The sequence below is a fragment of the Oryzisolibacter sp. LB2S genome, from assembly GCF_040732315.1.
Taxonomy (GTDB): domain Bacteria; phylum Pseudomonadota; class Gammaproteobacteria; order Burkholderiales; family Burkholderiaceae_C; genus Alicycliphilus; species Alicycliphilus soli.
Genome location: NZ_CP160388.1, coordinates 1,278,150 through 1,301,695, shown reverse-complemented (window position 1 = coordinate 1,301,695; position 23,546 = coordinate 1,278,150). Strand labels below are relative to the sequence as shown.

The following is a 23,546-nucleotide window of genomic DNA, read 5'->3' as shown; positions in this document are numbered from 1 at the left end:
GCGATTGTCGTGTGGCCACCTCGGCGGCGATGCCGGGCGACAGGCCGATGCTGTTCAAAGCATGCGCGCTCTGTCACACTTCGCAATAACAAAATCATCCTGCCTGCCTTGCAGATGGACCCCGTCAAATCTCCGTCCGAAATCGCGCGCGAAACACTCAAGCTCCTGGCTGCTCGGCGCCTCCCCCCCTCCCCTGAAAACTACAAGGCCCTCTACGAGGAGGTCGCCGGTGTGCGCTCCACCCCGCAGTTCCCGGCGGCGCAGCTGCGCCAGATCCTGCGCGTCATCCCATGCCAGACGCCCGGCCAGCAGCGTCAACTCAAGCTGCTGGAGAAGGCCATTGAGCAGCAGGACTGGTCCATGCTGCAGAACGTGCTGGTCGGCTATGCCAACCTGGGGCTGGCACCCATCGCCACGCCACCACCGGCGCGCACCCAGATCTCCCTGCTGCCCCCTGCACTTGCGCAGAGTCTGTCGCGCGTGGTGGACAACATGCTGCCGGCCCTGGGCGACGACGATGTCCGCGTGCGCGAACTCGCGGCCCAGCTGTGCACCTTTCTGCGCGAGGCCGATCCGCAGGTGGCCACGGCCGAACGCATGCTGGCCGACTTCGGCTACCGCGTGGCCTTCGCGGCCGAGGACCAGGCAGCGGTACGGCAGAACCTGCTCGCGCTGCTGCGCCTGATGTTCGAAAACATTGCCGCACTGAGCATGGACGAGCCCTGGCTGCATGGTCAGGCCGAGGCGCTGCTGCAGGCCTCCACGCCGCCGCTGACGCTGCGCCGGCTCGAGGATGTCCACAAGCGCCTCAAGGACGTGATATTCAAGCAGAGCGAGGCCAAGGACAGGACGATAGAGGCACAGGCCCAGATGCGGGAGCTGCTCGCAACGTTCATCGAGCGCCTGGCGCAAATGGACGCATCCAGCGGCAGCTATTCCGAAAGAATGGAGGCTTGCGCGGAGCGCATAGGCCAGGCCACGCAGCTGCAGGAGATCATGCCGCTTCTGGAGGAAGTGGTGAGCGCCACGCGCGCCATGTCGCTCAACAGCCGCATGGCACGCGCGGAACTGCATGAGCTGCGCGAGCGTGCCGAGGTCACGCACGCCGAGATCGACCGGCTGCGCCGCGACCTGGACCTGGCCAGCGCCATGGCGCGCCACGACCCCCTGACCGGAACGCTCAACCGCAAGGGACTGGACGAAGCACTGGAGCGCGAGATCGCCCGAGCGCGCCGCCAGGAGGTTCCGCTGTGCGTGGCGTTGCTGGACGTGGACAACTTCAAGTCCATCAACGACCGTCTCGGCCATGACGCGGGTGACGAGGCCCTCAGGCATCTGGTACAGGTCACGCGCGAGGTCATGCGCCCCCAGGACCAGCTGGCGCGCCACGGCGGCGAGGAGTTCGTGCTCATCCTGCCCGACACCGCGCTGGCCGATGGCGTGAAGGCCATGGAGCGGCTGCAGCGCGAGCTCACCACGCGCTACTTTCTGCAGGGCCGCGAGCGCCTGCTCATCACCTTCAGCGCCGGCGTGGCCCAGCTGGAGGACGACAAGGGCCATGCCGACGCGATACGCCGTGCCGACCAGGCCATGTACCTGGCCAAGCGCAGCGGCAAGAACCGGGTCGTGGCCGCATAGCCGCGGCCCGCATCAGGCGCGGCCCCTGTCAGGCGCGCGCCGCGGCGCTCGCGTGCAGGCAGATGGCCGCTGCTGCGCCGACGTTGAGCGACTCCTCGCCCCCGGGCTGGGTGATGCGGATGTGCTGGCGCGCGCGCTGCTGCAGCGCCGGAGACACGCCCTGCCCCTCATGGCCCATGATCCAGCCGCAGGGCCAGGGCAGGCGCGCGCGGTGCAGCCAGTCGCCCTGGTGGGAGCTAGTGGCCAGCAGCGGCACGGCCAGGCCGTCGATGTCCGCGGGCTCCAGCCCCTCGACGAGGCGCAGCGCAAAATGCGCCCCCATGCCGGCGCGCAGCACCTTGGCCGACCACAGCGCCGCCGTGCCCTTGAGCGCGGCAATCTGCGTGAAGCCAAAGGCGGAGGCACTGCGCAGGATGGAGCCCACGTTGCCCGCATCCTGCAGGCGGTCGAGCACCACCGTGGGCGCCTGGGCGTCCAGCGTCCGCTCGGCCGGCAGCGCGAGCACAAAGCCCATCTGCGCGGGCGATTCCAGACCGCTGATATCGCGCCACAGCGCGTCCGCAATAACTATGGTTTTAGGAGCTGCTTGCGCATACTGGACGGGCGCTAGCGGCCAAAAAGCCTCTGAAAACACAGCCAGGGCCGGGCGCTGGCCGCGCGTCAGCGCGGCGCTGCACAGATGGTCGCCCTCGAGCCACAGGCGACCTTGCTTGCGGTAGGCCGTGCTGTCCTGCGCCAGGCGGCGCAAGTCCTTGAGCAGCGCGTTGTCGCGCGAATGGATGAAGGTGGGCTTGGCAGTCATGGGCGTGCGCACGCGGCCTTCAGGGCGCGCGTGACCGGGGCGAACGAGCGGCGGTGCTGCGGACAGGGGCCATGCCGCTGCAGCGCCGCCAGATGCTCGGCCGTGCCATAGCCCTTGTGGCCGGCAAAGCCGTATTCGGGGTATTGCGCGTGCAGCTCGGCACACCAGCGGTCGCGCGTGACCTTGGCGAGGATGGAGGCGGCCGAGATCGCCGCCACGCGTGCATCGCCCTTGACGATGGCCTCGGCCGGCATGTCGAGCTGCGGCAGGCGGTTGCCATCGACCAGCGCCAGTTGGGGCTTGAGACGCAGGCCCTGGACGGCGCGGCGCATGGCGAGCAGCGTGGCCTGCAGGATGTTCAGGCGGTCGATCTCCTCCACGCTGGCCTCGGCAATGCTGCAGCACAGGGCCTTGGCGCGGATTTCGTCGAACAGGCGCTCGCGCCGCGCGGCCGTGAGCGCCTTGGAATCCGCGAGGCCAGCGATGGGCTGCATGTCGTCGAGGATGACGGCCGCCGCCACCACGGGCCCGGCCAGCGGGCCACGGCCAGCCTCGTCCACCCCGGCGACCAGGCCGCCGCCATGCCAGTCGAAGCGCGCCTGCTCAGGCAAGGATTTTGCGGATGGCATCGGCTGCAAGGCGCGGCGTGTCGCGCCGCAGGTCTTCGTGCAGGGTGGCAAAGCGCCGCTCGAGCGACGCGATGCGCGCGGGATCCTGCCGGGGCGCATCGAGCCACTGCTGCACGGCGGCGGCCAGCGCCTGGGGCGTAGCCGCGTCCTGCAGCAGCTCGGGCACGACGAAGTCGCGGCACAGGATGTTGGGCAGACCCACCCAGGGCTGCAGCTGCTTGCCGCGCATCAGGCGCCAGCTGATGGGGTGCATGTGATAGCCAATCACCATGGGGCGCTTGAACAGCGCCGCCTCCAGCGTGGCGGTGCCGCTGGCGATCAGTGTCACGTCGCAGGCGGCCAGCACCTGGTGCGACTGGCCGGTGACGATGGTGAGGGAATCCTGCACACCGCATTCGCGCGCGATCTGCGCGATGCGCTCACGCTGTGCGGGCACCGCAGGAACTATCATTTTGATAGCTTGTCGCGCTTGTTTGACAAGGGCTGCGGCCTGAAAGAAGGGTCTTGCGATATAGGCCACCTCGGCCGAGCGGCTGCCGGGCAGGATGGCCAGCACCTCGTCCCCGCCCGCCAGGCCCAGCTGGGCGCGCGCGGCCGCGCGGTCGGGCTGCATGGGGATGACGCTGGCCAGCGGATGGCCCACGTAGGTGGCGGCAATGCCGTGGCGCGCGAGCAGCTCGGGCTCGAACGGGAAGATGCACAGCACATGGTCGGCCGCGGCGCGGATCTTCTCCACGCGGTCGGCGCGCCAGGCCCAGATCGAGGGACAGACGAAGTGCACCGTCTTCACGCCCGCGGCGCGCAGGTCACGCTCGAGGCCGAGGTTGAAGTCGGGTGCGTCCACGCCGATGAACACATCGGGCCGGTCGGCAAGCAGGCGCGCACGCAGCGCGCGCCGGATCTTCAGAATGCCCAGCAGGCGCCGCACGAGCTCGATGCTGTAGCCATGCACGGCCAGCCGCTCACTGGGCCACCAGGCATCGAAACCACGCTCCTGCATGCGCGGCCCACCAATGCCCATGGCGGCCACATCGGGCCACTGGGCGCGCAGGCCGTCGAGCATCAGGCCCGCGAGCAGATCGCCCGACGTCTCGCCGGCCACCATGGCAACGCGGGGGCTGCGGGGCTGCATGGCGCCGGACGGCCGTTCAGCGCGCAATGCCACGCTGCGAGGCGGCGATGAAGTCGCGCAGCAGGGCGATGTCGCCCTCGGCCTCCGGGTGGGCCAGCGGCAGCTCGGCCATGGCCGACAGCGCGGCCTCGAGCGTGAGACCCTGGCGGTACAGCAGACGATAGGCCTGCTTGAGCGCGGCCACGCGCTGGGCCGAGAAGCCCCGGCGGCGCAGGCCTTCGAGGTTCAGGCCGCGCACGGCCAGGGGATTGCCGTCCACCATCATGAAGGGCGGCACGTCCTGCGAGACATGGCTGGCAAAGCCCGCCATGGCGTGGGCCCCAATGCGCGAGAACTGGTGCACGCCCGTCAGGCCGCCGATGATGACCTGGTCACCCACATGCACGTGCCCTGCGAGCGTGGCGTTGTTGGCCAGGATGGTCTGATTGCCCACCACGCAGTCGTGCGCGATGTGTACGTAGGCCATGATCCAGTTGTCGTCGCCCACACGCGTTTCGCCCCTGTCCTGCACGGTGCCGGTGTTGAAGGTGCAGAACTCGCGGATGGTGTTGCGGTCGCCAATCACCAGTCGCGTGGGCTCACCCGCGTATTTCTTGTCCTGCGGCGCGGCGCCCAGCGATGCGAACTGGAAGATGCGGTTGTCCTCGCCGATGCGGGTGTGGCCCTCGATCACGCAATGCGCGCCCACGCTGGTGCGCGCACCGATGCGCACATCGGCACCGATGACGGCGTAGGGCCCCACGGTGGCGCTGGGATCGATCTCGGCCCCGGGCGCGACGATGGCCGTGCTGTGGATGTTGCTCACGGGTTGGTGCTTCAACCGCCGACGTTGCGCATGGTGCACATGAGCTGGGCCTCGCAGGCCACATCCTCGCCCACGCGGGCCACACCGTTGAAGCGCCAGACACCGGCGCGCACGCGGTCGATCGTGATCTCCAGGATCAGCTGGTCGCCCGGCTCCACGGGACGCTTGAAGCGCGCGCCGTCGATGCCGACGAAGTAGTAGATGTTGTTCTCGTCCGGCACCTGCCCCATGGCGTCGAAGGCCAGCAGGCCCGCGGCCTGGGCCAGGGCTTCGAGGATGAGCACGCCGGGCATGACCGGACGGCCGGGGAAATGGCCCGTGAAATAGGGCTCGTTGAAGGTGACGTTCTTGATCGCGCGAATGCGCTGGTTGCGCTCAAGCTCCACCACCTTGTCCACCAGGAGGAACGGGTAGCGGTGCGGTAGTTGCTTGAGGATTGCGTGAATGTCCATCATTGTTGTGTTGCGGCTGAGCCGTCCTTGAGTGTTTGTTCCAGCGCCTTGATGCGCTCGCGCAGCCGGTAGAGCTGGCGCAGCGTGGCCGCGTTCTTTTCCCACCTGGCGTTGTCATCCATGGGAAACACCCCGGTGTACTGGCCCGGCCTGGTGATCGAATGGGTGACGACCGTGCTCGTGGAAACGTGGACATTGTCCGCCAATTGCAAATGCCCCACGATGCGCGCCGCGCCAGCGATGGTGCAATGCGCACCGATGTGCGTGCTGCCCGCCACGGCCGCACAACCGGCCATGGCCGTGTGCCGGCCCACATGCACGTTGTGGGCGATCTGGATGAGGTTGTCGAGCTTGACGCCGTCCTCGATCACCGTGTCGTCGAGCGCGCCACGGTCTATGCAGGTGTTGGCGCCTATCTCCACATCGTCACCAATGCGCACGGCGCCGAGCTGCTCGATCTTGACCCACGCGCCGCGCTCGTTGGCAAAGCCAAAGCCGTCTGCGCCTATCACCACGCCCGGATGCAGGATGCAGCGCGCGCCCACCACGCAGCGCTCGCCCACCGTGACGCGTGACTTGAGCACGGTGTGCGCGCCGATCACGGCGCCGCGCTCGACCACGCACAGCGGGCCGATGCTGGCCGTGGGATGCACCTGCGCCTGCGGATCGACCACCGCGCTCGCGTGAATGCCGGGCTGGGCGCCCTGCCCGTGTGCGCGTGCCCACAGCTGGGTGACGCGCGCATAGTAGGCATAGGGATCGGGCGCCACGATGCAGCCGCCGCGCGCGAGCGCCACGTCGCGCATGGCCGGGGCCACGATCACACAGGCCGCGCCGGAGGCAGCGAGTTGCGAGCGGTAGCGGGGGTTGCTCAGAAACGTCAGATCCCCGCCGCCGGCCGACTCCAGAGGCGCCAGACGCTCGATCTCGGTGTCCCGGCCGACGCCCTCGAGCTGCCCACCGAGCGCATCGACGATCTGCCCGAGTTGCAAACTCACGCCCTGCCCATCCGTGCGTTGGGGAAATGAATCACTTGCCGCCGTTGCCGGCAGCGTTCATGGCCTTGATCACCTTGTCGGTGATGTCGTGCTTGGGGTTGATGTAGACGGCCTCCTGCAGGATCACGTCGTACTTCTCGGACTCCGCGAGCTGCTTGACGACGCGGTTGGCGCGCTCGAGCACCTGGCCGAGCTCCTCGTTCTTGCGCGCGGCCAGATCCTCCTGGAACTCGCGGCGCTTGCGCTGGAAGTCACGGTCCTGATCGACCAGCTGGCGCTGGCGCGTGACGCGCTGGCTCTCGGCCATGGTAGGAGCCTCGCGCTCAAACTTCTCGGTCGCGCTCTTGAGGGAGTTGCCCATGTCGACGAGTTCCTTCTCGCGCTTGGAGAACTCCTGCTCCAGCTTGGCCTGGGCCGCCTTGGCGGTGTTGGCCTCACGGAAGATGCGGTCGGTGTTGACGAAGCCGGCCTTGAACTCCTGGGCCTGGGCCGGCACGGCAGCGGCCAGCGAGCCCAGCAGGATAACCAGGGGAATATGGCGGGAAAGGGATTTCATTAGAAGGAGGTTCCGATCTGGAATTGCAGTTTCTGGATTCTATCGCCGGCAAATTTGCGTACCGGATGTGCATAGGCCAAACGCAGGGGGCCAAGTGGAGAAATCCAGCTCAGGCCCAGGCCCGCGGAGGCGCGCAGCTCGCTGAGTTCCCAATTGTCCTTCTCGCCATACACATTGCCCGCATCGACAAACGCGAACCAGCGCAGCGTGCGGTCGTTGCCCGCGCCGGGGAACGGCGCGATGAGCTCCGCGTTGAGCGTGATCTTCTTGGGGCCGCCGAGCGACGCGCCGGTCACGTCACGCGGGCCCAGCGTGCCCTGGTCGAAGCCGCGCACGGAGCCCAGGCCACCCGAATAGAAGTTCTTGAACACCGGGAAGGGCTGGCCGTTCATACCCTTGCCCAGGCCCAGCTCGCCATTGAAGGCGAAGGTGTACTGCTTGGTCAGCGGAATGTACTGCTGGTACTGGTAGTTGCCGCGGATGTAGCGCGCATCACCGGCCACGGACCATTCGGTGTTCAGGCGCTGGTAGCGGCCCGAATTGGGCGCCAGCGCGCTGTCGCGGTCGTCGCGCGACCAACCTATGGTGAGCGGCAGCGACCAGCTCGTCTCGCCGAACTCACGCGCATAGGCCAGATAGGCCGCGGGAATGTTGGTGCCGGACTTGATCTCGGTGCGCTCCAGGCCGCCGCCGAAGAACACGGTGTCGGTCTCGCTGAAGGGCACGCCAAAGCGCACGCTGCCGCCGGCCGTGACCAGCTCGTAGTCGCCGCCCTGGAACTCATAGGGCTTGGCCGTGCGGTAGTACAGATCGAGCGTGCGCGAGATGCCGTCCTGTGTGAAGTACGGGTCGGTGGTCGAGAACACCAGCGTGCGGCGGTACTTGCTGGTGTTCACATCGACACCCAGATAGTTACCCGAACCGAAGACGTTCTCCTGCTTGATGCCGAAGGACAGCGAAACCTTCTCGGCACTGGAGAAGCCCGCACCCAGCTGCAGCGAGCCCGTGGGCTTTTCGACCACGTTGATCACCAGGTCCACCTGATCGGGCGAGCCCGGCACGTCCTGCGTCTCCACGTTGACCTCGGTGAAGAAGCCCAGACGGTCGACGCGGTCGCGCGAGAGCTTGATCTTGTCACCGTCGTACCACGAGGCCTCGAACTGGCGGAACTCGCGCCGGATGACTTCGTCGCGCGTGCGGTTGTTGCCGCTGACCTGGATGCGGCGCACATAGGCGCGGCGCGAGGGCTCGGCGCGCAGCACCAGGGCCACGCGGTTGTTCTCGCGGTCGATCTCGGGCACGGCCTCGACGCGCGCAAAGGCAAAGCCGAAGTTGCCGAAATGGTCGGTAAAGGCCTTGGTCGTCTCGGCCACCTTGTCGGCGTTGTAGGGCTCGCCGGGGCGGATGGTGATGAGCGACTTGAACTCGTCGTCGCGGTCGAGGTAGTTGCCCTCGAGTTTCACGCCCGAGACCACGTAGCGCTGGCCCTCGGTGACGTTGATGGTGATGGTGATGTCCTGCTTGTCCGGAGAAATGGCCACCTGCGTGGAGTCGATGCGGAACTCCAGGTAGCCGCGCGCCAGATAGTACGAGCGCAGCGTCTCCAGATCGGCATTGAGCTTGGCGCGCGAGTAGCGGTCGGACTTGGTGTACCAGCTCATCCAGCCGCCCGTGTCCTGATCGAACAGCCCCTTGAGCGTGGACTCGCTGAACGCGTGGTTGCCCACGATGCGGATGTCCTTGATCTTCGCGGGCTCGCCCTCGGTCACCGTGAACGTCAGGTTCACGCGATTGCGCTCCATCGGCGTCACCGTGGTCACGACCTCGGCGCCGTACAGGCTCTTGTTGATGTACTGGCGCTTCAATTCCTGCTCGGCACGGTCTGCCAGGGCCTTGTCAAAGGGGCGGCCCTCGGCCAGGCCCACGTCGCGCATGGCCTTCTTGAGCGTGTCCTTGTCGAACTCCTTGGTGCCGGCAAATTCCACGTCGGCAATGGTCGGGCGCTCCTCGACCACGACCACGAGCACATTGCCCACGGCCTCCAGGCGCACGTCCTTGAACAGCCCCAGCGCAAACAGCGCACGGATGGCGGCCGCGCCCTTTTCGTCGTTGTACTCATCGCCCACACGCAGCGGCAGCGACGCGAAGATGGTGCCGGGCTCGACACGCTGCAGGCCTTCGACGCGGATGTCCTGCACCTGAAACGGCGCCAGGGCCCAGGCATGGGAGGCAAGAACCATGGCCGCAACGGCCGACGCTGTGCGCACGCCCAGGCGATTGATGTGTTTTCTCATGAGTGAAAAGCTGGAGCCGCTGCCGCCGCTGGGGCAGCGTCGAATAGGTTAGCCAAATAGCCGGGTGAGATCGTTGAACAGGGCGATGGACATCATGAGAAGGAGGACTGCGACGCCCCCACGCTGCAAGCGTTCCATCCAGGCTTCGGACACGCTGCGTCCCGTGAGCCCTTCCCAAAGATAATACATCAGGTGCCCCCCATCGAGGACGGGCAGCGGCAGCAGGTTGAGCACGCCCAGGCTCACGCTGATGAGCGCCAGAAACGCCAGGTACTGCGTCAGGCCCATGCTGGCCGAGCGGCCCGCATAGTCGGCGATGGTCAGCGGCCCGCTGAGGTTCTTCACCGAGGCCTCGCCGATCACCATGCGCCCCATCATGCGCAGCGTCAGCGCCGACACTTCCCAGGTGCGCGCAATGCCCTTGGTGAGGCCTTCGATGGGCCCGTAGCGCACATCCACCATCTCCGGCACCGCGCCCACATAGGCGCCGATGCGGCCCACCGTGGCGTCGCCGTCCTGAACCGTGTCGGGCTGCACCAGGAGCTCGAGCGTCTTGCCCTCGCGCTCGACGCGCCAGTACTCCGCCACGGCCTTGCCGCCCTGCACGCCCGCGCGGATGAGCTGGCGCAGCTGCCCGCCATCGACCACGTCGTGCACGCCCATGCGCAGCACCAGATCGCCCGCGCGCAGGCCCGCGCGCTGGGCCGCCCCGCCCTCCATGACCTCGCCGAGCACCGGACGCGTCCAGGGGCCGACGATGCCTATCGTGCGAAACAGCTGCGGATCGGCGTCGCGCACCTGCAGGCCGCTCAGGGGCAGGACGAGCTCGTGCTCGGCGCCACCCTGCGCCGCACGCAGCCGAAGGCGCACATCCTCGCCCTCGAGCGCGCCGCGCGTGAGCGTCCAGCGCAGGTCCTCGAACGAGCGCACGGGCTCTGCCTCCTGCTCGCCCATGGCCGCGGCGACGACCAGCTCGCCGCCCTGCACGCCCGCGCGCTCGGCGATGGAGCCTGTCACGGGGCTGGCGAGCAAGGCCCTGGGTTCCTCGACGCCGCTCCAGTTGACGAGTGCATAGAGCAGCACGGCCAGCAGCAGATTGGCCAGCGGCCCCGCGGCGACGATGGCCGCGCGCGCGCGCAGCGGCTGGGTGTTGAAGGCCAGGTGGCGCTCCTCGGGCGCGACGGGGGCCTCGCGCTCGTCGAGCATGCGCACGTAGCCGCCCAGCGGAAACGCGCCGATGACGAATTCGGTGGGCGAGCCCTTGGGCTGCCAGCGCAGAAGCGGCCGACCAAAACCCACGGAGAAGCGCAGCACCTTCACGCCACAGGCCACGGCCACGCGGTAGTGGCCGTATTCGTGCACGGCGATCAAGAGGCCGAGCGCGACGACAAAGGCAACAATGGTGAGCATGTGGTTCAACCCCAAAAACAATAGCTGTCGACGCCCTATCTACACGGAATTCAAGGCAAAAACCACTTGAAAGCGTTGTAATCCAAGCGTGAACAGCTCTATTAACTGAAGCGCTGCGCCAGCTGCCGGGCCGCCGCACGCGTCTGCGTGTCCAGCTCCAGCAGGGCCTGCACGGTGTCCGGGTTGGAGGGCTGGACGGTCTCCAAAGTTGCAAGATTGAGCGCGTGGATCTGATCGAAGCGTATGCGCCGCTGCAGGAACGCCTCCACCGCCACTTCGTTGGCCGCATTCAGCACGGCCGTGGTGCCGGGCGCCGCGGCCAGCGCCTGCCAGGACAGGTGCAGGCCCGGAAAGCGCACGGCATCGGCCTGCTCGAAGGTCAGCGCCGCCAGCTGTGTGAAGTCGAGCACGCTCGCGCCGCTGGCGATGCGCTCGGGCCAGGCCAGGCCGCAGGCAATGGGCACGCGCATGTCGGGCGTGCCCAGCTGGGCGATGATGGACGCATCCTTGAACTGCACCATGGAATGGATGATCTGCTGCGGGTGGATCACCACCTTGATTTGCTCGGGCGCGAGATCGAACAGCCAGCGCGCCTCGATGACCTCGAGCGCCTTGTTCATCATGGTGGCCGAGTCGATGGTGATCTTGCGCCCCATGGCGAAGTTGGGGTGGGTGCAGGCCTCCTCCACGGTCACGTCGCGCAGCGTGGCCGGCTCGCGCGTGCGAAACGGCCCACCCGATGCGGTCAGCAGCACATGGTCCACGCGCTGCGCCCAGGTGGCAGGGTCCTCGGGCAGGCTCTGGAAGATGGCCGAATGCTCACTGTCGATGGGCAGCAGCGTCGCCCTGCCCTCGCGCACGGCGCGCATGAAGACCTCGCCGCCGACGACCAGCGCCTCCTTGTTGGCCAGCAGCAGGCGCTTGCCCGCGCGCGCCGCAGCCAGGCAGGGCGCCAGGCCCGCCGCGCCCACGATGGCGCCCATGACGGCATCGACCTGCTCATGCGAAGCTATTGTTTCAAGAGCATCCGGCGCTTGCAGCACCTGCGTTGGAAGGTCGTTCTGCTTCAACTTGTCGGCCAGCTGGCGCGCGTGCGCCGCGCTGGCCATGACGGCGTAGCGCGGCCGCAGCTGCGCGCATTGCGCGAGCATCAGCTCCACCTGCGTGGCGGCGCTCAGGGCAAAGACTTCGTAGCGGTCGGGGTGGCGTGCGAGCACGTCCAGCGTGTTGGTGCCTATGGATCCTGTGGAGCCCAGGACGGTGATTTGTTGTTTCATGCGTCAAAACCGAGAAAGCATCATGGCCAGCGGCAACGTGGGCAGGAGCGCGTCGATGCGGTCGAGCACACCGCCATGGCCGGGCAGCAGGCCGCTGCTGTCCTTGACGCCGGCGCTGCGCTTGATGAGCGATTCCACCAGGTCGCCGACCACGCTCATGGCCGTCATGAAGACGGCGCCCAGGGCCAGCAGCCACCAGCCATGGCGGACCAGCTGCGTGTACAGGCTGGGCGCCTGGGCCTGCCAATGCGCGTCGCCCGCCACCCAGGCGGTGGCCAGAACCAACACGCCGAGCATGCCGCCCCAGGCGCCCTCCCAGCTCTTGCCGGGGCTGATGGAGGGCGCGAGCTTGGCCCGGGTGAAGCGCAGGCCGAAGGCGCGGCCGGCAAAGTAGGCACAGGTATCGGCCATCCAGACCAGGGTCAGCACGGACAGCAGAAAGTTGACGCCGGCCACGCGCGCCTGCGCCACGGCCAGCCAGGCCAGCCACAGCGCGAGCACCCCGCCCACGATGCGCACGGCGCGCGGCACCTTCGGCCAGCCCGGCACGCCGCCGCGCAGCAGGGCCGCGCCGCCCAGCACCCAGGCCGCGCCGCCCAGCGTCCAGAGCCAGGTCAGCGGCTGCTGCAGCCAGCCGCCTGCCCAGCTCGCCGCGCACAGGGCCAGGCACAGCGCGCCCAGCGCCAGGCTGGCGCCGCCGCCCAGGCCATTGAGCCGGCCCCATTCCCAGGCGCCGGCGGCCATGAAGAGCAGCGTGATGGCCGCGAACGGCACGAAGGAGGGATAGAACAGCGCCGGCAGAAAGATCGCCAGCAGGACCAGGGCTGTGATGACACGTTGCTTGAGCATCGAAGCCCTTTCACGGAAACGGGGAAGCCGGTGCGCGGATCAGGCGCGCATCGGGGCGGGCGGCTCCTGCTGCAGTTGCTCGGAGGTGCGGCCGAAGCGGCGCTCGCGCCCGGCGTAGTCGGCAATCGCCTCGTCGAGCGCGGCCTCGTCGAAGTCGGGCCACAGGCGGTCGCTGAAGAACAGCTCGGAATAGGCGGCCTGCCAGAGCAGGAAGTTGCTGATGCGCTTCTCCCCGCCGGTGCGGATCAACAGGTCCGGGTCGGGCACATGGGCCATGTCCATGGCCGCATGCAGGCTGGCCTCGGTGATCGCCTCGCCGCGCTCGGCGAGCCTGGCCGCGGCCTGGGCGATGTCCCAGCGGCCGCCGTAGTTGAAGCAGACGTTGAGCGTCATGCGCACATTGGCGGCGGTGGCGGCCTCGGCCTGCTCGAGCGCCGCGCGCATGGCGGGCGACAGGCTGGCGCGCTCGCCCACGAAGCGCAGACGCACGCCGTCATTGGTCAGCTGCGGCACCTCGCGCACCAGGGCCTTGCCCATGAGCTCCATGAGTCCCGAGACCTCGTCCTGCGGGCGGTTCCAGTTCTCCGACGAGAACGCGAACACCGTGAGCACCTTGACGCCGCGCGCCACGCAGGCGCGCACGCAGCGGCGCAGGGACTCCACGCCCTGGCGGTGGCCGGCCAGGCGCGGCAGGAAGCGCCGCGTGGCCCAGCGGCCATTGCCATCCATGACGATGGCGATGTGATGGGGAACGACGGCTGCGGACGCCTTGGACATGGGCGTCGCGATCAGATGGCCAGAATGTCCTGCTCCTTGGCCGCGACCAGGGAGTCGATCTCTGCGATGTGCTTGTCGGTGACCTTCTGGATGTCGGCCTCGGCGCGCTTTTGCTCGTCCTCGGATGCGAGCTTGTCCTTGACCAGCTTCTTCACGGCCTCGTTGGCATCGCGGCGCAGGTTGCGCACGGCCACCTTGGCGCTCTCGCCTTCGTTGCGCGCGAGCTTGGTCATCTCCTTGCGGCGCTCCTCGCTCATGGGCGGCATGGGCACGCGAATCAGGTCGCCCATGCTGGCCGGGTTCAGGCCCAGCTCGCTCTCGCGGATGGCCTTCTCGATCTTCGCGCCCATGTTCTTCTCCCAGGGCTGCACGCTGATGGTGCGCGCATCGATCAGGGAGACGTTGGCCACCTGCGACAGCGGCACCATGGAGCCGTAGTACTCGACATGGATGGCGTCGAGCAACTGCGGGTTGGCGCGGCCCGTGCGCACCTTGGAGAGGTTGTTCTTGAGCGCGTTGATGGACTGGTCCATCTTGGCGTCGAGGTTCTTCTTGATGTCGGCAATCGTCATGTGAATTCCTTCAGCGGGCTGTCGGCGCGCACGTGCGGCAAAGCGCTCAAGCGTACACCAAGGTGCCCTCGTCCTCACCCATGACCACGCGCCTGAGGGCGCCGGGCTTGAGAATGGAGAACACGCGGATCGGCAGCTTCTGGTCGCGGCACAGCGCAAAGGCCGTGGCATCCATGATGCCCAGGTTGCGCACCATGGCCTCGTCGAAGGACAGGCGGGCGTAGCGCGTGGCCGTCGGGTCCTTCATGGGGTCGGCGGTGTACACGCCATCGACCTTGGTGGCCTTGAGCACGAGCTCGGCGCCGATCTCCGCGCCGCGCAGCGCAGCGGCCGTGTCGGTGGTGAAGAACGGGTTGCCCGTGCCCGCGGCAAACACCACCACCTTGCCCTCTTCGAGGTATTGCAGCGCCTTGGGACGCACATAGGGCTCGACCACCTGCTGGATGTCGATGGCCGACATGACGCGCGCGGTCACGCCCTGCTTGTTCATGGCATCGGCCAGGGCCAGCGAGTTCATCACCGTGGCCAGCATGCCCATGTAGTCGGCCGTGGCGCGGTCCATGCCCTCGGCACCACCGGCCACGCCACGGAAGATGTTGCCCCCGCCGATCACCACCGCCACCTGCACGCCCAGGCGCGTGACCTCGACCACCTCCTGCACCATGCGCACGATGGTGTTGCGGTTGATGCCGAAGGCGTCGTCGCCCATGAGCGCCTCGCCAGACAACTTGAGCAGGATGCGCTTGTGGGCTGGTGCGGCGTGGTTCATGGGCTGATTCTCCATAAGGTGAGGAACGGGATGGGACGGGGAAGCGGTGGTATCAGGCGCCGGCCTTGGCGGCGGCGACCTGGGCGGCCACTTCGGCGGCGAAGTCGTCGGCCTTCTTCTCGATGCCTTCGCCCACCACGTACAGCGTGAAACCCTTCACGGTGGTATTGGCGGCCTTGAGCATGGCGGCCACGGTCTGCTTGCCGTCGGCGGCCTTCACAAAGACCTGGTCGGCCAGCGACACTTCCTTGAGGTACTTCTGCACCGAGCCTTCGACCATCTTGGCGGCGATGTCGGCGGGCTTGCCGGACTCGGCGGCCTTACCCTCGGCCACGGCGCGCTCCTTGGCGATCAGGTCGGCGGGCACGTCGGCGCTGGTCAGGGCCACGGGCTTCATGGCGGCCACGTGCATGGCCACGTCCTTGGCGGCGGTGGCGTCACCGTCGAACTCCACGACCACGCCGATGCGCGAGCCGTGCAGGTAGTGCGCCAGGCTCGAGCCGGCAAAGCGCTTGAAGCGGCGGAAGGACATGTTCTCGCCGATCTTGCCGATCAGGCCCTTGCGCACGTCCTCCAGCGTCGGGCCGAAGCCGTCCTGCTCGTAGGCGAGTTGGCCCAGGGCGTCGATGTCGGCGGGGTTGTGCTCGGCCACCAGCCTGGCGGCGGCGTTGGCCATGGCGATGAAGCTGTCGTTCTTGGACACGAAGTCGGTCTCGCTGTTGACCTCGACCAGCGCACCCACGTTGCCGTTGATGCTTGCCGCCACGACGCCTTCGGCCGTCACGCGCGATGCGGCCTTGCCGGCCTTGGTGCCGAGCTTGACACGCAGCAGCTCCTCGGCCTTGGCCATGTCACCACCGGCCTCGGTCAGGGCCTTCTTGCATTCCATCATGGGAGCGTCGGTCTTGCCACGCAGTTCGGCGACCATGCTTGCGGTAATAGCAGCCATCGTATTTCTCCAGTATTTCAGTTTGCTTCGTTACAGATATGAGAGCTAAAAAAAAGGGGGCTCACAGGGGCCCCGCTTTTTTTGCGACGCATCGCGCGGCCTGTTGATCAGGCGGCGTTTTCGTCCACTTCCACGAATTCGTCTGCGCCTTCTGCCACGGCCTTGACCACTTCCTCGACGGCGCTGTTCTTGCCTTCGAGGATGGCGTCGGCGATGCCACGGGCGTACAGCGCCACGGCCTTGGCCGAGTCGTCGTTACCGGGGATCACGTAGTCGATGCCCTCGGGGTTGTGGTTGGAGTCCACCACGCCGATCAGCGGGATGCCCAGCTTCTTGGCCTCGGACACGGCGATCTTGTGGAAACCCACGTCGATCACGAAGATGGCGTCGGGCAGGGCGTTCATGTCCTGGATGCCGCCGATGTCCTTCTCGAGCTTCTCGAGCTCGCGCACGAACATCAGCTGCTCCTTCTTGCTCATGGACTCGAGACCGGCTTCCTGCTGGGCCTTCATGTCCTTCAGACGCTTGATCGAGGTCTTGACGGTCTTGAAGTTGGTCAGCATGCCGCCCAGCCAGCGCTGGTCGACATAGGGCACGCCTGCGCGCTGCGCCTGCTCGGCCACCAGCTCACGGGCCTGGCGCTTGGTGCCGACCATCAGGATGGTGCCGCGGTTGGCGGCGAGCTGCTTGGCGAACTTCTGCGCCTCCTGGAACATCGGCAGCGACTTTTCCAGGTTGATGATGTGAATCTTGTTGCGATGGCCGAAGATGTAGGGGGCCATCTTGGGGTTCCAGAAGCGGGTCTGGTGGCCAAAGTGGACACCGGCTTCCAGCATTTCGCGCATGGTGACGGACATATGGGTACTCCAAAGGTTGGGTCTGAAATCCAGCCCCCATAATTGCGCCCTGCAGCACACCTGCCCGGCATGCCTGATGCAGACCACAACACCTGGACGGGGCTGGTTTGCGATTGGTCCTGCCGCATACCACCCAGATTCACGGGCAGTACTCGGCAAAACCCTGGGATTCTAGCACACAGCCCATGTTCACCGACCTTGTCTCCACCCGCGCGCGGCTCGCCGGCAGCCACGGCAGTGCCAGCGCCGAGCTCGAGCGCTGCATAGCCGCGGCCCAGGGCCCCGCCTGCGCCCATGTGTTTCGCGACTGCTGCCACGACGAGGCACGCGCCGCCGCCCGCGCCCCCGGCGTGGAGCAGCTGCCGCTCGCGGGCCTGGCCGTGTCGGTCAAGGATTTGTTCGACATCCGCGGCCTGACGAGCGCCGCCGGCTCCACGGTGCTGGCCGACGCGCCGCCGGCCCCGGCCGACTGCACCGCCGTGGCGCGCCTGCGCCGCGCGGGTGCCGCCATCGTGGGGCACACGCACATGGTGGAGTTCGCCTTCTCCGGCGTGGGCGTGAACCCGCATTTCGGCACCCCCGCAGCATTCGATGCACGCCATGGCGCCCTGCCCGGCCCGGCGCGCGTGCCGGGCGGCTCGTCCTCGGGTGCGGGTGTGTCGGTGGCCACGGGCGCGGCCTTCGTCGCGCTGGGGTCGGACACGGGCGGCTCCATCCGCATCCCCGCGGCGCTCAACGGCTGCGTGGGCTTCAAGAACACGGCGCGCCTCGTCCCCACGGACGGCGCCGTGCCGCTGTCGACCACGCTGGACACGGCCTGCGCGCTCACGCGCAGCGTGCGCGACGCCATCGTGGCGCACGAGGTCCTGGCCGCGCGCCGCGTCACGCGCAGCTCGGCGCCGCTGTCCGCCTGGCGCCTGGCCGTGCCGCGCACGCTGATGCTCGACGCGCTCGACGCCCCTGTCGCGCGCGCCTTCGCGCGCACGCTCGAGCGCCTGCGCCGCGCCGGCGCGCAGATCGTCGACATCACCCTGCCCGAGATCGGCGAGCTCGCCCACATCAACGCCACGGGCGGCTTTTCCGCGGCCGAAAGCTACGCCTGGCACCGTGCGCTGCTCGCGCGGCACGCCGAGCAGTACGACCCGCGCGTGCGCGCCCGCATCGAGCGCGGCGCCGCCATGTCCGCCGCCGACTACATCGACCTGCTGCACGCGCGCCGCGCCTGGATGGCGCGCATGCAGGCCGCCATGGACGGCTTCGATGCCCTGCTCTCGCCCACCGTGCCCATCGTGGCGCCCACGCTCGCATCGGTGGCGCCGGGCAGCGAGCGCGACGCGGAGTTCTTCCGCGTCAACGCCCTGCTGCTGCGCAACACCAGCGTGGTGAACATGCTCGACGGCTGCGCCCTGTCGCTGCCCTGCCACGAGGCCGGCGAACTGCCCGTGGGCCTGATGCTGTGGCATGGCGCGCTGCGCGACGACGCGCTGTTGAACATCGCCCTGCTGATCGAGCAGGAACTACAATAACAATAGCTGCTCGCGCTTGTCCATCAAGCGCCACAGGTCAGTTTCATGCTCAGGTGGCGAATCCTGTTGATTCGCCTGCCAGGCCCGTCAACACCCAGCGCCGCTTGAGCCCAGTTTCACCAAGAATTTCATGCAGATAGCCATCGTGGGCGCCGGCATCGTCGGCGCGGCCACCGCCTATGAATTGGCCGCCGACGGCCACCAGGTCACCCTCTTCGAACAACGCGCCGCCGCCGCCGAGGAGGCCAGCTTCGGCAGCGCCGGCCTGCTCGCGCCCGCGCTGCTCCTGCCCTGGGCCGTGCCCGGCGTGGGCGCCGGACGCCTCTGGCGCGACCCGTCGAGCCCGCGCCTGGCACGCGGCGCCGCCAGCGCTGGTCTGGCCTGGCGCTGGCGCTGGTCGAAGGCCGGCCGCAGTCCCGGCATGCCCGCTCTCTTGAGCGCGCTCGACGGCCTGGGCCGCTACAGCCTGGCACGCACGCGCGCCCTGGCCCAGCGGTTCGACATGGACATGGAGGCCAGCCGCGGCACGCTGGTGCTGCTGCGCCGGCCCGAGGATATGGAGCCGCTGCAGCCCCTGCTGCAGAGGCTGCGCGAGGCCGGCGAGGTGCTGCAGGAAGTGGATGCGGACACGGCGCGCCTGATCGAGCCCGGCCTGTGCACCGACGCGCCGCTCGCCGGCGCCCTGCACGCACCCGACGGCCAGGCCGGCAACTGCCGGCTGTTCGCCCAGATCCTGCGCCACGCGGCCCAGGCGCAGGGCGCGCAGTTCGTCTTTGGCGCGCGCGTGCAGGCGCTCGGCCGCGGCCATGCCGGCGTGCAGATCGCGGGCGAGGCGGCGCCCCGGCGCTTCGACGCCGTCGTGCTGTGCGCGGGTCTGGCCAGCGCCGCCCTGCTGCGCCCGCTGGGCCTGCATCTGCCCATGGCGGCCGTGAACGGCTACAGCATCAGCGCGCCGCTGCGCGAGGACAGCCATGCCCCGCAGGGCAGCGTGATCGACCCGCTGCACCGCATCACCATCACGCGCCAGGGCCAGCGCGTGCGTGTCTCGGGCGGCGCGGAGCTCGGCCACGGCGGCGGCACGCCGCACGCACCCACGCTGCAGACGCTGTACCTGGCGCTCTCGGGCTGGTTTCCGGGCGGCGCGCTCACCTCGTCGCCGCAGGTGCAGGTCTGGCGCGGCGCGCGCCCCACGCTGCCCGATGGCGCGCCCGTGATCGGCGCGAGCGGCCACACCGGCCTGTGGCTCAACACCGGCCACGGCGCCTGCGGCTGGGCCCAGGCCTGCGGCAGCGCGCGCGCACTGGCCGACCTGATCGCCGATCGCGCGCCCGCCAAAGACCTGCAGCCCTTCGGCATGGGGCGCTTCTGACCTTCGGCCACAGGACGAGGCGCGCACGGGGCGCCACAATGCGCCCATGCAGCGCATCACGACTGACCAGCCCCATCCCCTGTTCGACAGCGCGGCCACGCGCCGCATCGAGGCCGCGGCCGCCGCCACCCTGCCCGCGCACACGCTGATGCAGCGCGCCGGCCGCGCCACGGCCCGCCTGGCGCTGGCGCTGGCGCCGCATGCGCGCTGCATCTGGATCGCCTGCGGCGGGGGCAACAACGGCGGCGACGGGCTCGAGGCCGCCGCGCTGCTGCGCCGCGCCGGCCACCCCGTGCTCGTCACCTGGCTGGGCACACCCGATGCGCTGCCGGCCGACGCGCGCCTGTCCTGGCAGCGCGCACGCGATGCCGGCGTGCCGTTTGCCGACACCCCGCCCACGCTGGGCCCGCAGGATCTGTGCGTGGACGCGCTGCTCGGCCTGGGCCTCACGGCCGCGCCGCGCGAGCAGCCGCCCGACGCGCGCCTGCTGGCCTGGCTCGCGCAGATGCGTGCAAGCCCCGCGCCCACGCTCTGCGTGGACCTGCCCTCGGGCCTGATCGCGGACACGGGCCAGTACGCACCCGGATTTGCCGCCAGCGGCACGGCCCTGGCACCACGCCACACCCTGACGCTGCTCACGCTCAAGAGCGGGCTGTTCACCGCCCACGGGCGCGACGCCGCGGGCAGCGTCTGGTTTGACGACCTGGGGGTTGCGCCCACCGAGGCCCCCTCCGAAGCTCCCTGCGCCTGGCTCGCCGGGCCACCACCCGCCGCCCCGCGCGCCCACGCCAGCCACAAGGGCAGCCGTGGCGACGTGGCCATCATCGGCGGCGAGGGCCTGGCCGCGCGCGGCATGGGCATGACGGGCGCGGCCCTGCTGGCCGCCGGCGCCGCCCTGCACGCGGGTGCCGGGCGCGTGCTGCTGGCCCTGCTCGACGCTGGCGCCTGCACGGCCCTGCCAGGGCAGCCCGAGATCATGCTGCGCCGCGTCGACGCGCTCGCCCTGCACCAGGGTGCCGTGGTCTGCGGCTGCGGGGGTGGCGCGGCCGTGGCCGGCGTGCTGCCCCAGGTGCTGCAGCAGGCCACGCGCCTGGTGCTCGACGCCGACGCGCTCAACGCCATCGCCGCCGATGCGGCGCTCCAGCAACAGCTGCGCGCCCGCGGCCAGCGCCCGGGCTGCGCCACCGTGCTCACACCCCACCCGCTCGAGGCCGCAAGGCTGCTGGCCTGCGACACGGCCCGCGTGCAGGCCGACCGCCTGGCCGTCGCCCAGGCGCTGGCCGATCGATTCGACTGCACGGCGCTGCTCAAGGGCTCGGGCAGCGTGATTGCCGCGCCGGGCCAGACGCCGCGCATCAACCCCACGGGCAACGCGCTGCTGGCCACGGGCGGCACGGGCGACGTGCTCGCCGGCCTGGTCGGCGCCCACCTGGCCGCCGCGCGCGAGGCCAACGCCACGGCCGCCTTCGACGCCGCCAGCCACGCCTGCTGGCAGCATGGCGCCGCAGCCGACCTCTGGCCCCCGGGGCAGGCGCTGACGGCCGGGCGGCTCGCGCGGGCGTTGGCCCGTTGAGCCTGCACAAACTCGGCCCGAACACATGCGGGTTTGCCCCAGCCGCGGCGGGCCTGCCGCGCCGCGCGCCTGCAGCACAATGCCGTCCACCCTCTTGCCCCCTCCAACAGCGCATGGACAGCATGGCAGTGACGCATTTCATACTCGCAGGGATGTTGGCCCTCTCGGTCGTGGTGCCCTTTGTGGCGCTGTACGCCGTCTCGCGCGTCAGAATGGGCCAGTACGCCACGCACGCCAGGATCCAGAAGCGGTTGTTCTGGGCCTGCATCGCCGGCGCGATCATTCTGGAGGTGCAGATCAGGCTCGCGGGCGGCTCGGGCAACTTCCTGCCGCAGGACGCCGTCGCGCGCGCACCCTTTCTCAAGCCCCTGCTGCTGGCCCATGTGGTGGGCGCGGTGCTGACCTACCTGGCCTGGGCACTGCAGCTCTTCAAGGCCGCGCGCAGCACCCGGGTCGCCGGGGTGTCGCCCGGGCATGTGCCGGCGTGGCACAGGCCACTGGGCTACTTCACGATCGCCGGGCTGTTCTACACGGCCATCACCGCCGTGCTGCTGTTTGTCTACGCGTATGTCCAGTAATGGCGTGACCCGGCGCGCCATGTAGCGTCGGCGTCGCCTTGCGATCAGCGCGCCGGTTGCCCCGCGGTTTCCACGATGGCGATCTGCCGCTCTAGCTGCGCTGCCAGTGGCGCGTCGCCCGCGGCCCGGGCCTGTTCGGCGCGCAGCCGCAGCCAGGCCCGCAGCGGGCGTGACCAGCCCTGGGCGGCGGCGGTGTCGCTGGCCAGGGCCAGCACCGCGGGCGTGGCGCGGCCGGCCTGCACGGCGGCGCCGGCGGCGACCAGGCGCGAGAGCGGGTCGGCCATCTCGGCCATTGCGCTGGCAGCCACCGCGCCGGTGGCGGCGGCGCGCTGGGCGGCGGGCAGCAGCGCGGCCTGCTCGGGCGCTAGCCGGCCGCCAAGATAGTCGGCATAGGCCTGCTCCTGCGCCGTGGCGTCCTGGCGCAGGGGCGCGAAGGCCGGGCAGTCGCCGCCCTCCAGGCTGGCGAGCCGCACCGCGCAGCGCATGAGCTCCACGCGCGCCAGCAGCTCGGGGCGGCCGGTGCGCGCCACCTCGGCACGGGCGCGCGCCCATTCCTGGCGGGCCACGCGGTCGTTGCCGGCCAGGTCGGCGGCCGTGGCGCGCTCGGCCGCGCCATGGGCGTTGGCCTGCCAGTCGGGCACGGCGGGCTGGTTGCCGCAGGCGGTCAGCAGTACGGCCAGCAGCAGGGCCGCGGCGGGCAGCGGCAGGTGGGGCGAACGTGGCGTGGAGGTCATGGCAATTTCAGCTCCGTGTCGCGCGCAAACGGCCATTTGCGGTTGATGTCGCTCACCAGGCCATCGACCTTGCGCAGGCTGGCCTCGACCTGGGCGCGCAGGGCGTCGAGGTCGGTGGTGGCCATGCGGGCGTTGGCGCCCACGGCCTTGGCCTCGGCGAGCACGGCGTCCAGCCGCGTGAGGCTCTGGCGCGCGTCCTGCAGCAGGCCGGTCAGCTGCTGTGCGCTGGCGCGCAGCTCGGGCACCAGGCCGGCCGCGCCCGGCGCGCCAAAGACCTGCTGGTCGGCCCGCGCGGCAAGCCCGTCCAGGCGCGCGAGCAGCTGCTGGCTGCGCTCAAGCGTCTGCAGCACGCGGCGCGCATCGCGCTCGTTGCCCATGAGCACGCCCAGGGCGCCGCCGGGGGCGTTCAGGCGCTGCGTCGTCTGCTGCAGCTGGGCCAGCGTGGCGGCCAGCGGCGCGTCGGGCGCGGTGATCTGCTGCAGGTTGCCCAGCAGCTCGCGCGCCGTGGCCATGAGCTGGGGTATCTCGGCCGCCGCGTCGCCGCGCAGCACGGGGCGCTCGGCGCCGGCGGGCAGCGGCGGGTCGGTCAGCACGCCGCTGTAGGCCTTGATGGTGGTGCCGCCGACCAGGCCGCGCACCAGGGTGAAGACGCTGGACTCGCGCAGCCAATGCGCGTCGCGCCGCGCCACGTCGATGAGGATGCGCACATTGCCGTCGCCGGCCAGCTCGATGCGGCGCACGCGGCCTATGGGAAAGCCCGAGAACGTCATGTCCATGCCCACGCTCACGCCCTCGGAGTCGTCGGCGATCAGCACCAGCGGCTGCGTGGGCTCGAAGGCGCCGCGCGCGTACAGCAGGTAGAGCACGGAGCCGGCGACCAGCGCCAGCGTGAGCAGCAGCAGCGCCGCGGCCTTCAGGCGCAGGTGGCGCACGGGGGGCAGCAGCTCCTCGGGCGCGGGTGCGGGCGGGGGTGCGGGCGGGGTGGGGGACATGTGGGGAT

Annotated in this window: 23 protein-coding genes; 5 read left to right on the top strand and 18 right to left on the bottom strand. The window is 69.5% G+C overall.

Features of this window, described 5'->3' with window-relative positions:
• Positions 1–114 precede the first annotated feature (114 nt).
• Positions 115–1,638, top strand: coding sequence for a GGDEF domain-containing protein (locus ABUE11_RS06120; RefSeq protein ID WP_367068176.1), 1,524 nt, complete (start codon positions 115–117; stop codon positions 1,636–1,638).
• 28 nt (positions 1,639–1,666) lie between these two features.
• On the opposite strand, the gene ABUE11_RS06115 is transcribed toward ABUE11_RS06120, so the two are convergent.
• From ABUE11_RS06115 to rpsB, 16 genes are all read right to left on the bottom strand, one after another.
• Positions 1,667–2,440, bottom strand: coding sequence for an RNA methyltransferase (locus tag ABUE11_RS06115; RefSeq protein ID WP_367068175.1), 774 nt, complete (start codon positions 2,438–2,440; stop codon positions 1,667–1,669).
• The gene (gene rnhB, locus ABUE11_RS06110) at positions 2,437–3,069 is read right to left on the bottom strand and encodes a ribonuclease HII (RefSeq protein WP_367068174.1); all 633 of its coding nucleotides are present in this window, start codon (positions 3,067–3,069) and stop codon (positions 2,437–2,439) included. The genes ABUE11_RS06115 and rnhB overlap by 4 nt, the downstream gene beginning before the upstream one ends.
• Positions 3,044–4,201 carry a lipid-A-disaccharide synthase gene (gene lpxB, locus ABUE11_RS06105; protein ID WP_367068173.1) on the bottom strand — a complete coding sequence of 386 codons (1,158 nt, stop codon included), beginning with the start codon at positions 4,199–4,201 and terminating at the stop codon, positions 3,044–3,046. Before lpxB ends, rnhB begins: the two co-directional genes overlap by 26 nt.
• Positions 4,202–4,217: 16 nt before the next feature.
• Positions 4,218–5,006, bottom strand: a complete 789-nt coding sequence (lpxA, locus tag ABUE11_RS06100; RefSeq protein ID WP_367068172.1) for an acyl-ACP--UDP-N-acetylglucosamine O-acyltransferase — start codon at positions 5,004–5,006, stop codon at positions 4,218–4,220.
• Between the two features lie 11 nt (positions 5,007–5,017).
• Positions 5,018–5,461, bottom strand: coding sequence for a 3-hydroxyacyl-ACP dehydratase FabZ (fabZ, locus tag ABUE11_RS06095; protein ID WP_367068171.1), 444 nt, complete (start codon positions 5,459–5,461; stop codon positions 5,018–5,020).
• Positions 5,458–6,456, bottom strand: coding sequence for a UDP-3-O-(3-hydroxymyristoyl)glucosamine N-acyltransferase (lpxD, locus tag ABUE11_RS06090; protein ID WP_367068170.1), 999 nt, complete (start codon positions 6,454–6,456; stop codon positions 5,458–5,460). The genes fabZ and lpxD overlap by 4 nt, the downstream gene beginning before the upstream one ends.
• A 31-nt stretch (positions 6,457–6,487) precedes the next feature.
• On the bottom strand, positions 6,488–7,012 hold the full coding sequence (locus tag ABUE11_RS06085; protein ID WP_367068169.1) for an OmpH family outer membrane protein: 525 nt from the start codon (positions 7,010–7,012) through the stop codon (positions 6,488–6,490).
• Entirely contained in the window at positions 7,012–9,306 is a 2,295-nt protein-coding gene (bamA, locus tag ABUE11_RS06080; protein ID WP_367068167.1) for an outer membrane protein assembly factor BamA, read from the bottom strand. Before bamA ends, ABUE11_RS06085 begins: the two co-directional genes overlap by 1 nt.
• A gap of 48 nt (positions 9,307–9,354) precedes the next feature.
• The gene (gene rseP / locus ABUE11_RS06075; RefSeq protein WP_367068166.1) at positions 9,355–10,716 is read right to left on the bottom strand and encodes an RIP metalloprotease RseP; all 1,362 of its coding nucleotides are present in this window, start codon (positions 10,714–10,716) and stop codon (positions 9,355–9,357) included.
• Between the two features lie 101 nt (positions 10,717–10,817).
• The gene (gene ispC / locus ABUE11_RS06070) at positions 10,818–11,993 is read right to left on the bottom strand and encodes a 1-deoxy-D-xylulose-5-phosphate reductoisomerase (protein ID WP_367068165.1); all 1,176 of its coding nucleotides are present in this window, start codon (positions 11,991–11,993) and stop codon (positions 10,818–10,820) included.
• Between the two features lie 3 nt (positions 11,994–11,996).
• On the bottom strand, positions 11,997–12,842 hold the full coding sequence (locus ABUE11_RS06065) for a phosphatidate cytidylyltransferase (protein ID WP_367068164.1): 846 nt from the start codon (positions 12,840–12,842) through the stop codon (positions 11,997–11,999).
• A 39-nt stretch (positions 12,843–12,881) separates the two neighbouring features.
• Complete coding sequence (uppS, locus tag ABUE11_RS06060; protein WP_367068162.1) at positions 12,882–13,619, bottom strand: polyprenyl diphosphate synthase; 738 nt, start codon at positions 13,617–13,619, stop codon at positions 12,882–12,884.
• Between the two features lie 11 nt (positions 13,620–13,630).
• Positions 13,631–14,191: a ribosome recycling factor gene (gene frr / locus ABUE11_RS06055; RefSeq protein WP_367068161.1), complete on the bottom strand. Its 561-nt coding sequence runs from the start codon at positions 14,189–14,191 to the stop codon at positions 13,631–13,633.
• 46 nt (positions 14,192–14,237) lie between these two features.
• Positions 14,238–14,960: a UMP kinase gene (gene pyrH / locus ABUE11_RS06050; RefSeq protein WP_367068160.1), complete on the bottom strand. Its 723-nt coding sequence runs from the start codon at positions 14,958–14,960 to the stop codon at positions 14,238–14,240.
• 52 nt (positions 14,961–15,012) lie between these two features.
• Entirely contained in the window at positions 15,013–15,909 is an 897-nt protein-coding gene (gene tsf / locus ABUE11_RS06045) for a translation elongation factor Ts (protein WP_367068159.1), read from the bottom strand.
• A gap of 107 nt (positions 15,910–16,016) precedes the next feature.
• Complete coding sequence (rpsB, locus tag ABUE11_RS06040) at positions 16,017–16,766, bottom strand: 30S ribosomal protein S2 (protein WP_367068158.1); 750 nt, start codon at positions 16,764–16,766, stop codon at positions 16,017–16,019.
• Positions 16,767–16,951: 185 nt separating this feature from the next.
• On the opposite strand from rpsB, the gene ABUE11_RS06035 reads away from it, so the two are divergent.
• From ABUE11_RS06035 to ABUE11_RS06020, 4 genes are all read left to right on the top strand, one after another.
• The gene (locus tag ABUE11_RS06035; RefSeq protein ID WP_367068157.1) at positions 16,952–18,292 is read left to right on the top strand and encodes an amidase; all 1,341 of its coding nucleotides are present in this window, start codon (positions 16,952–16,954) and stop codon (positions 18,290–18,292) included.
• Between the two features lie 130 nt (positions 18,293–18,422).
• Positions 18,423–19,661 carry an FAD-dependent oxidoreductase gene (locus tag ABUE11_RS06030; protein WP_367068156.1) on the top strand — a complete coding sequence of 413 codons (1,239 nt, stop codon included), beginning with the start codon at positions 18,423–18,425 and terminating at the stop codon, positions 19,659–19,661.
• Positions 19,662–19,707: 46 nt separating this feature from the next.
• The gene (locus ABUE11_RS06025; RefSeq protein WP_367068155.1) at positions 19,708–21,234 is read left to right on the top strand and encodes an NAD(P)H-hydrate dehydratase; all 1,527 of its coding nucleotides are present in this window, start codon (positions 19,708–19,710) and stop codon (positions 21,232–21,234) included.
• A 152-nt stretch (positions 21,235–21,386) separates the two neighbouring features.
• Positions 21,387–21,812, top strand: coding sequence for a hypothetical protein (locus ABUE11_RS06020; RefSeq protein WP_367068154.1), 426 nt, complete (start codon positions 21,387–21,389; stop codon positions 21,810–21,812).
• Between the two features lie 44 nt (positions 21,813–21,856).
• Here ABUE11_RS06020 and ABUE11_RS06015 read toward each other — a convergent pair whose 3' ends face one another.
• Together ABUE11_RS06015 and ABUE11_RS06010 are read right to left on the bottom strand one after the other, a co-directional pair.
• The gene (locus ABUE11_RS06015) at positions 21,857–22,546 is read right to left on the bottom strand and encodes a hypothetical protein (protein WP_367068153.1); all 690 of its coding nucleotides are present in this window, start codon (positions 22,544–22,546) and stop codon (positions 21,857–21,859) included.
• Positions 22,543–23,538: an MlaD family protein gene (locus ABUE11_RS06010; protein ID WP_367068152.1), complete on the bottom strand. Its 996-nt coding sequence runs from the start codon at positions 23,536–23,538 to the stop codon at positions 22,543–22,545. Before ABUE11_RS06010 ends, ABUE11_RS06015 begins: the two co-directional genes overlap by 4 nt.
• Between the last annotated feature and the right edge of the window lie 8 nt (positions 23,539–23,546).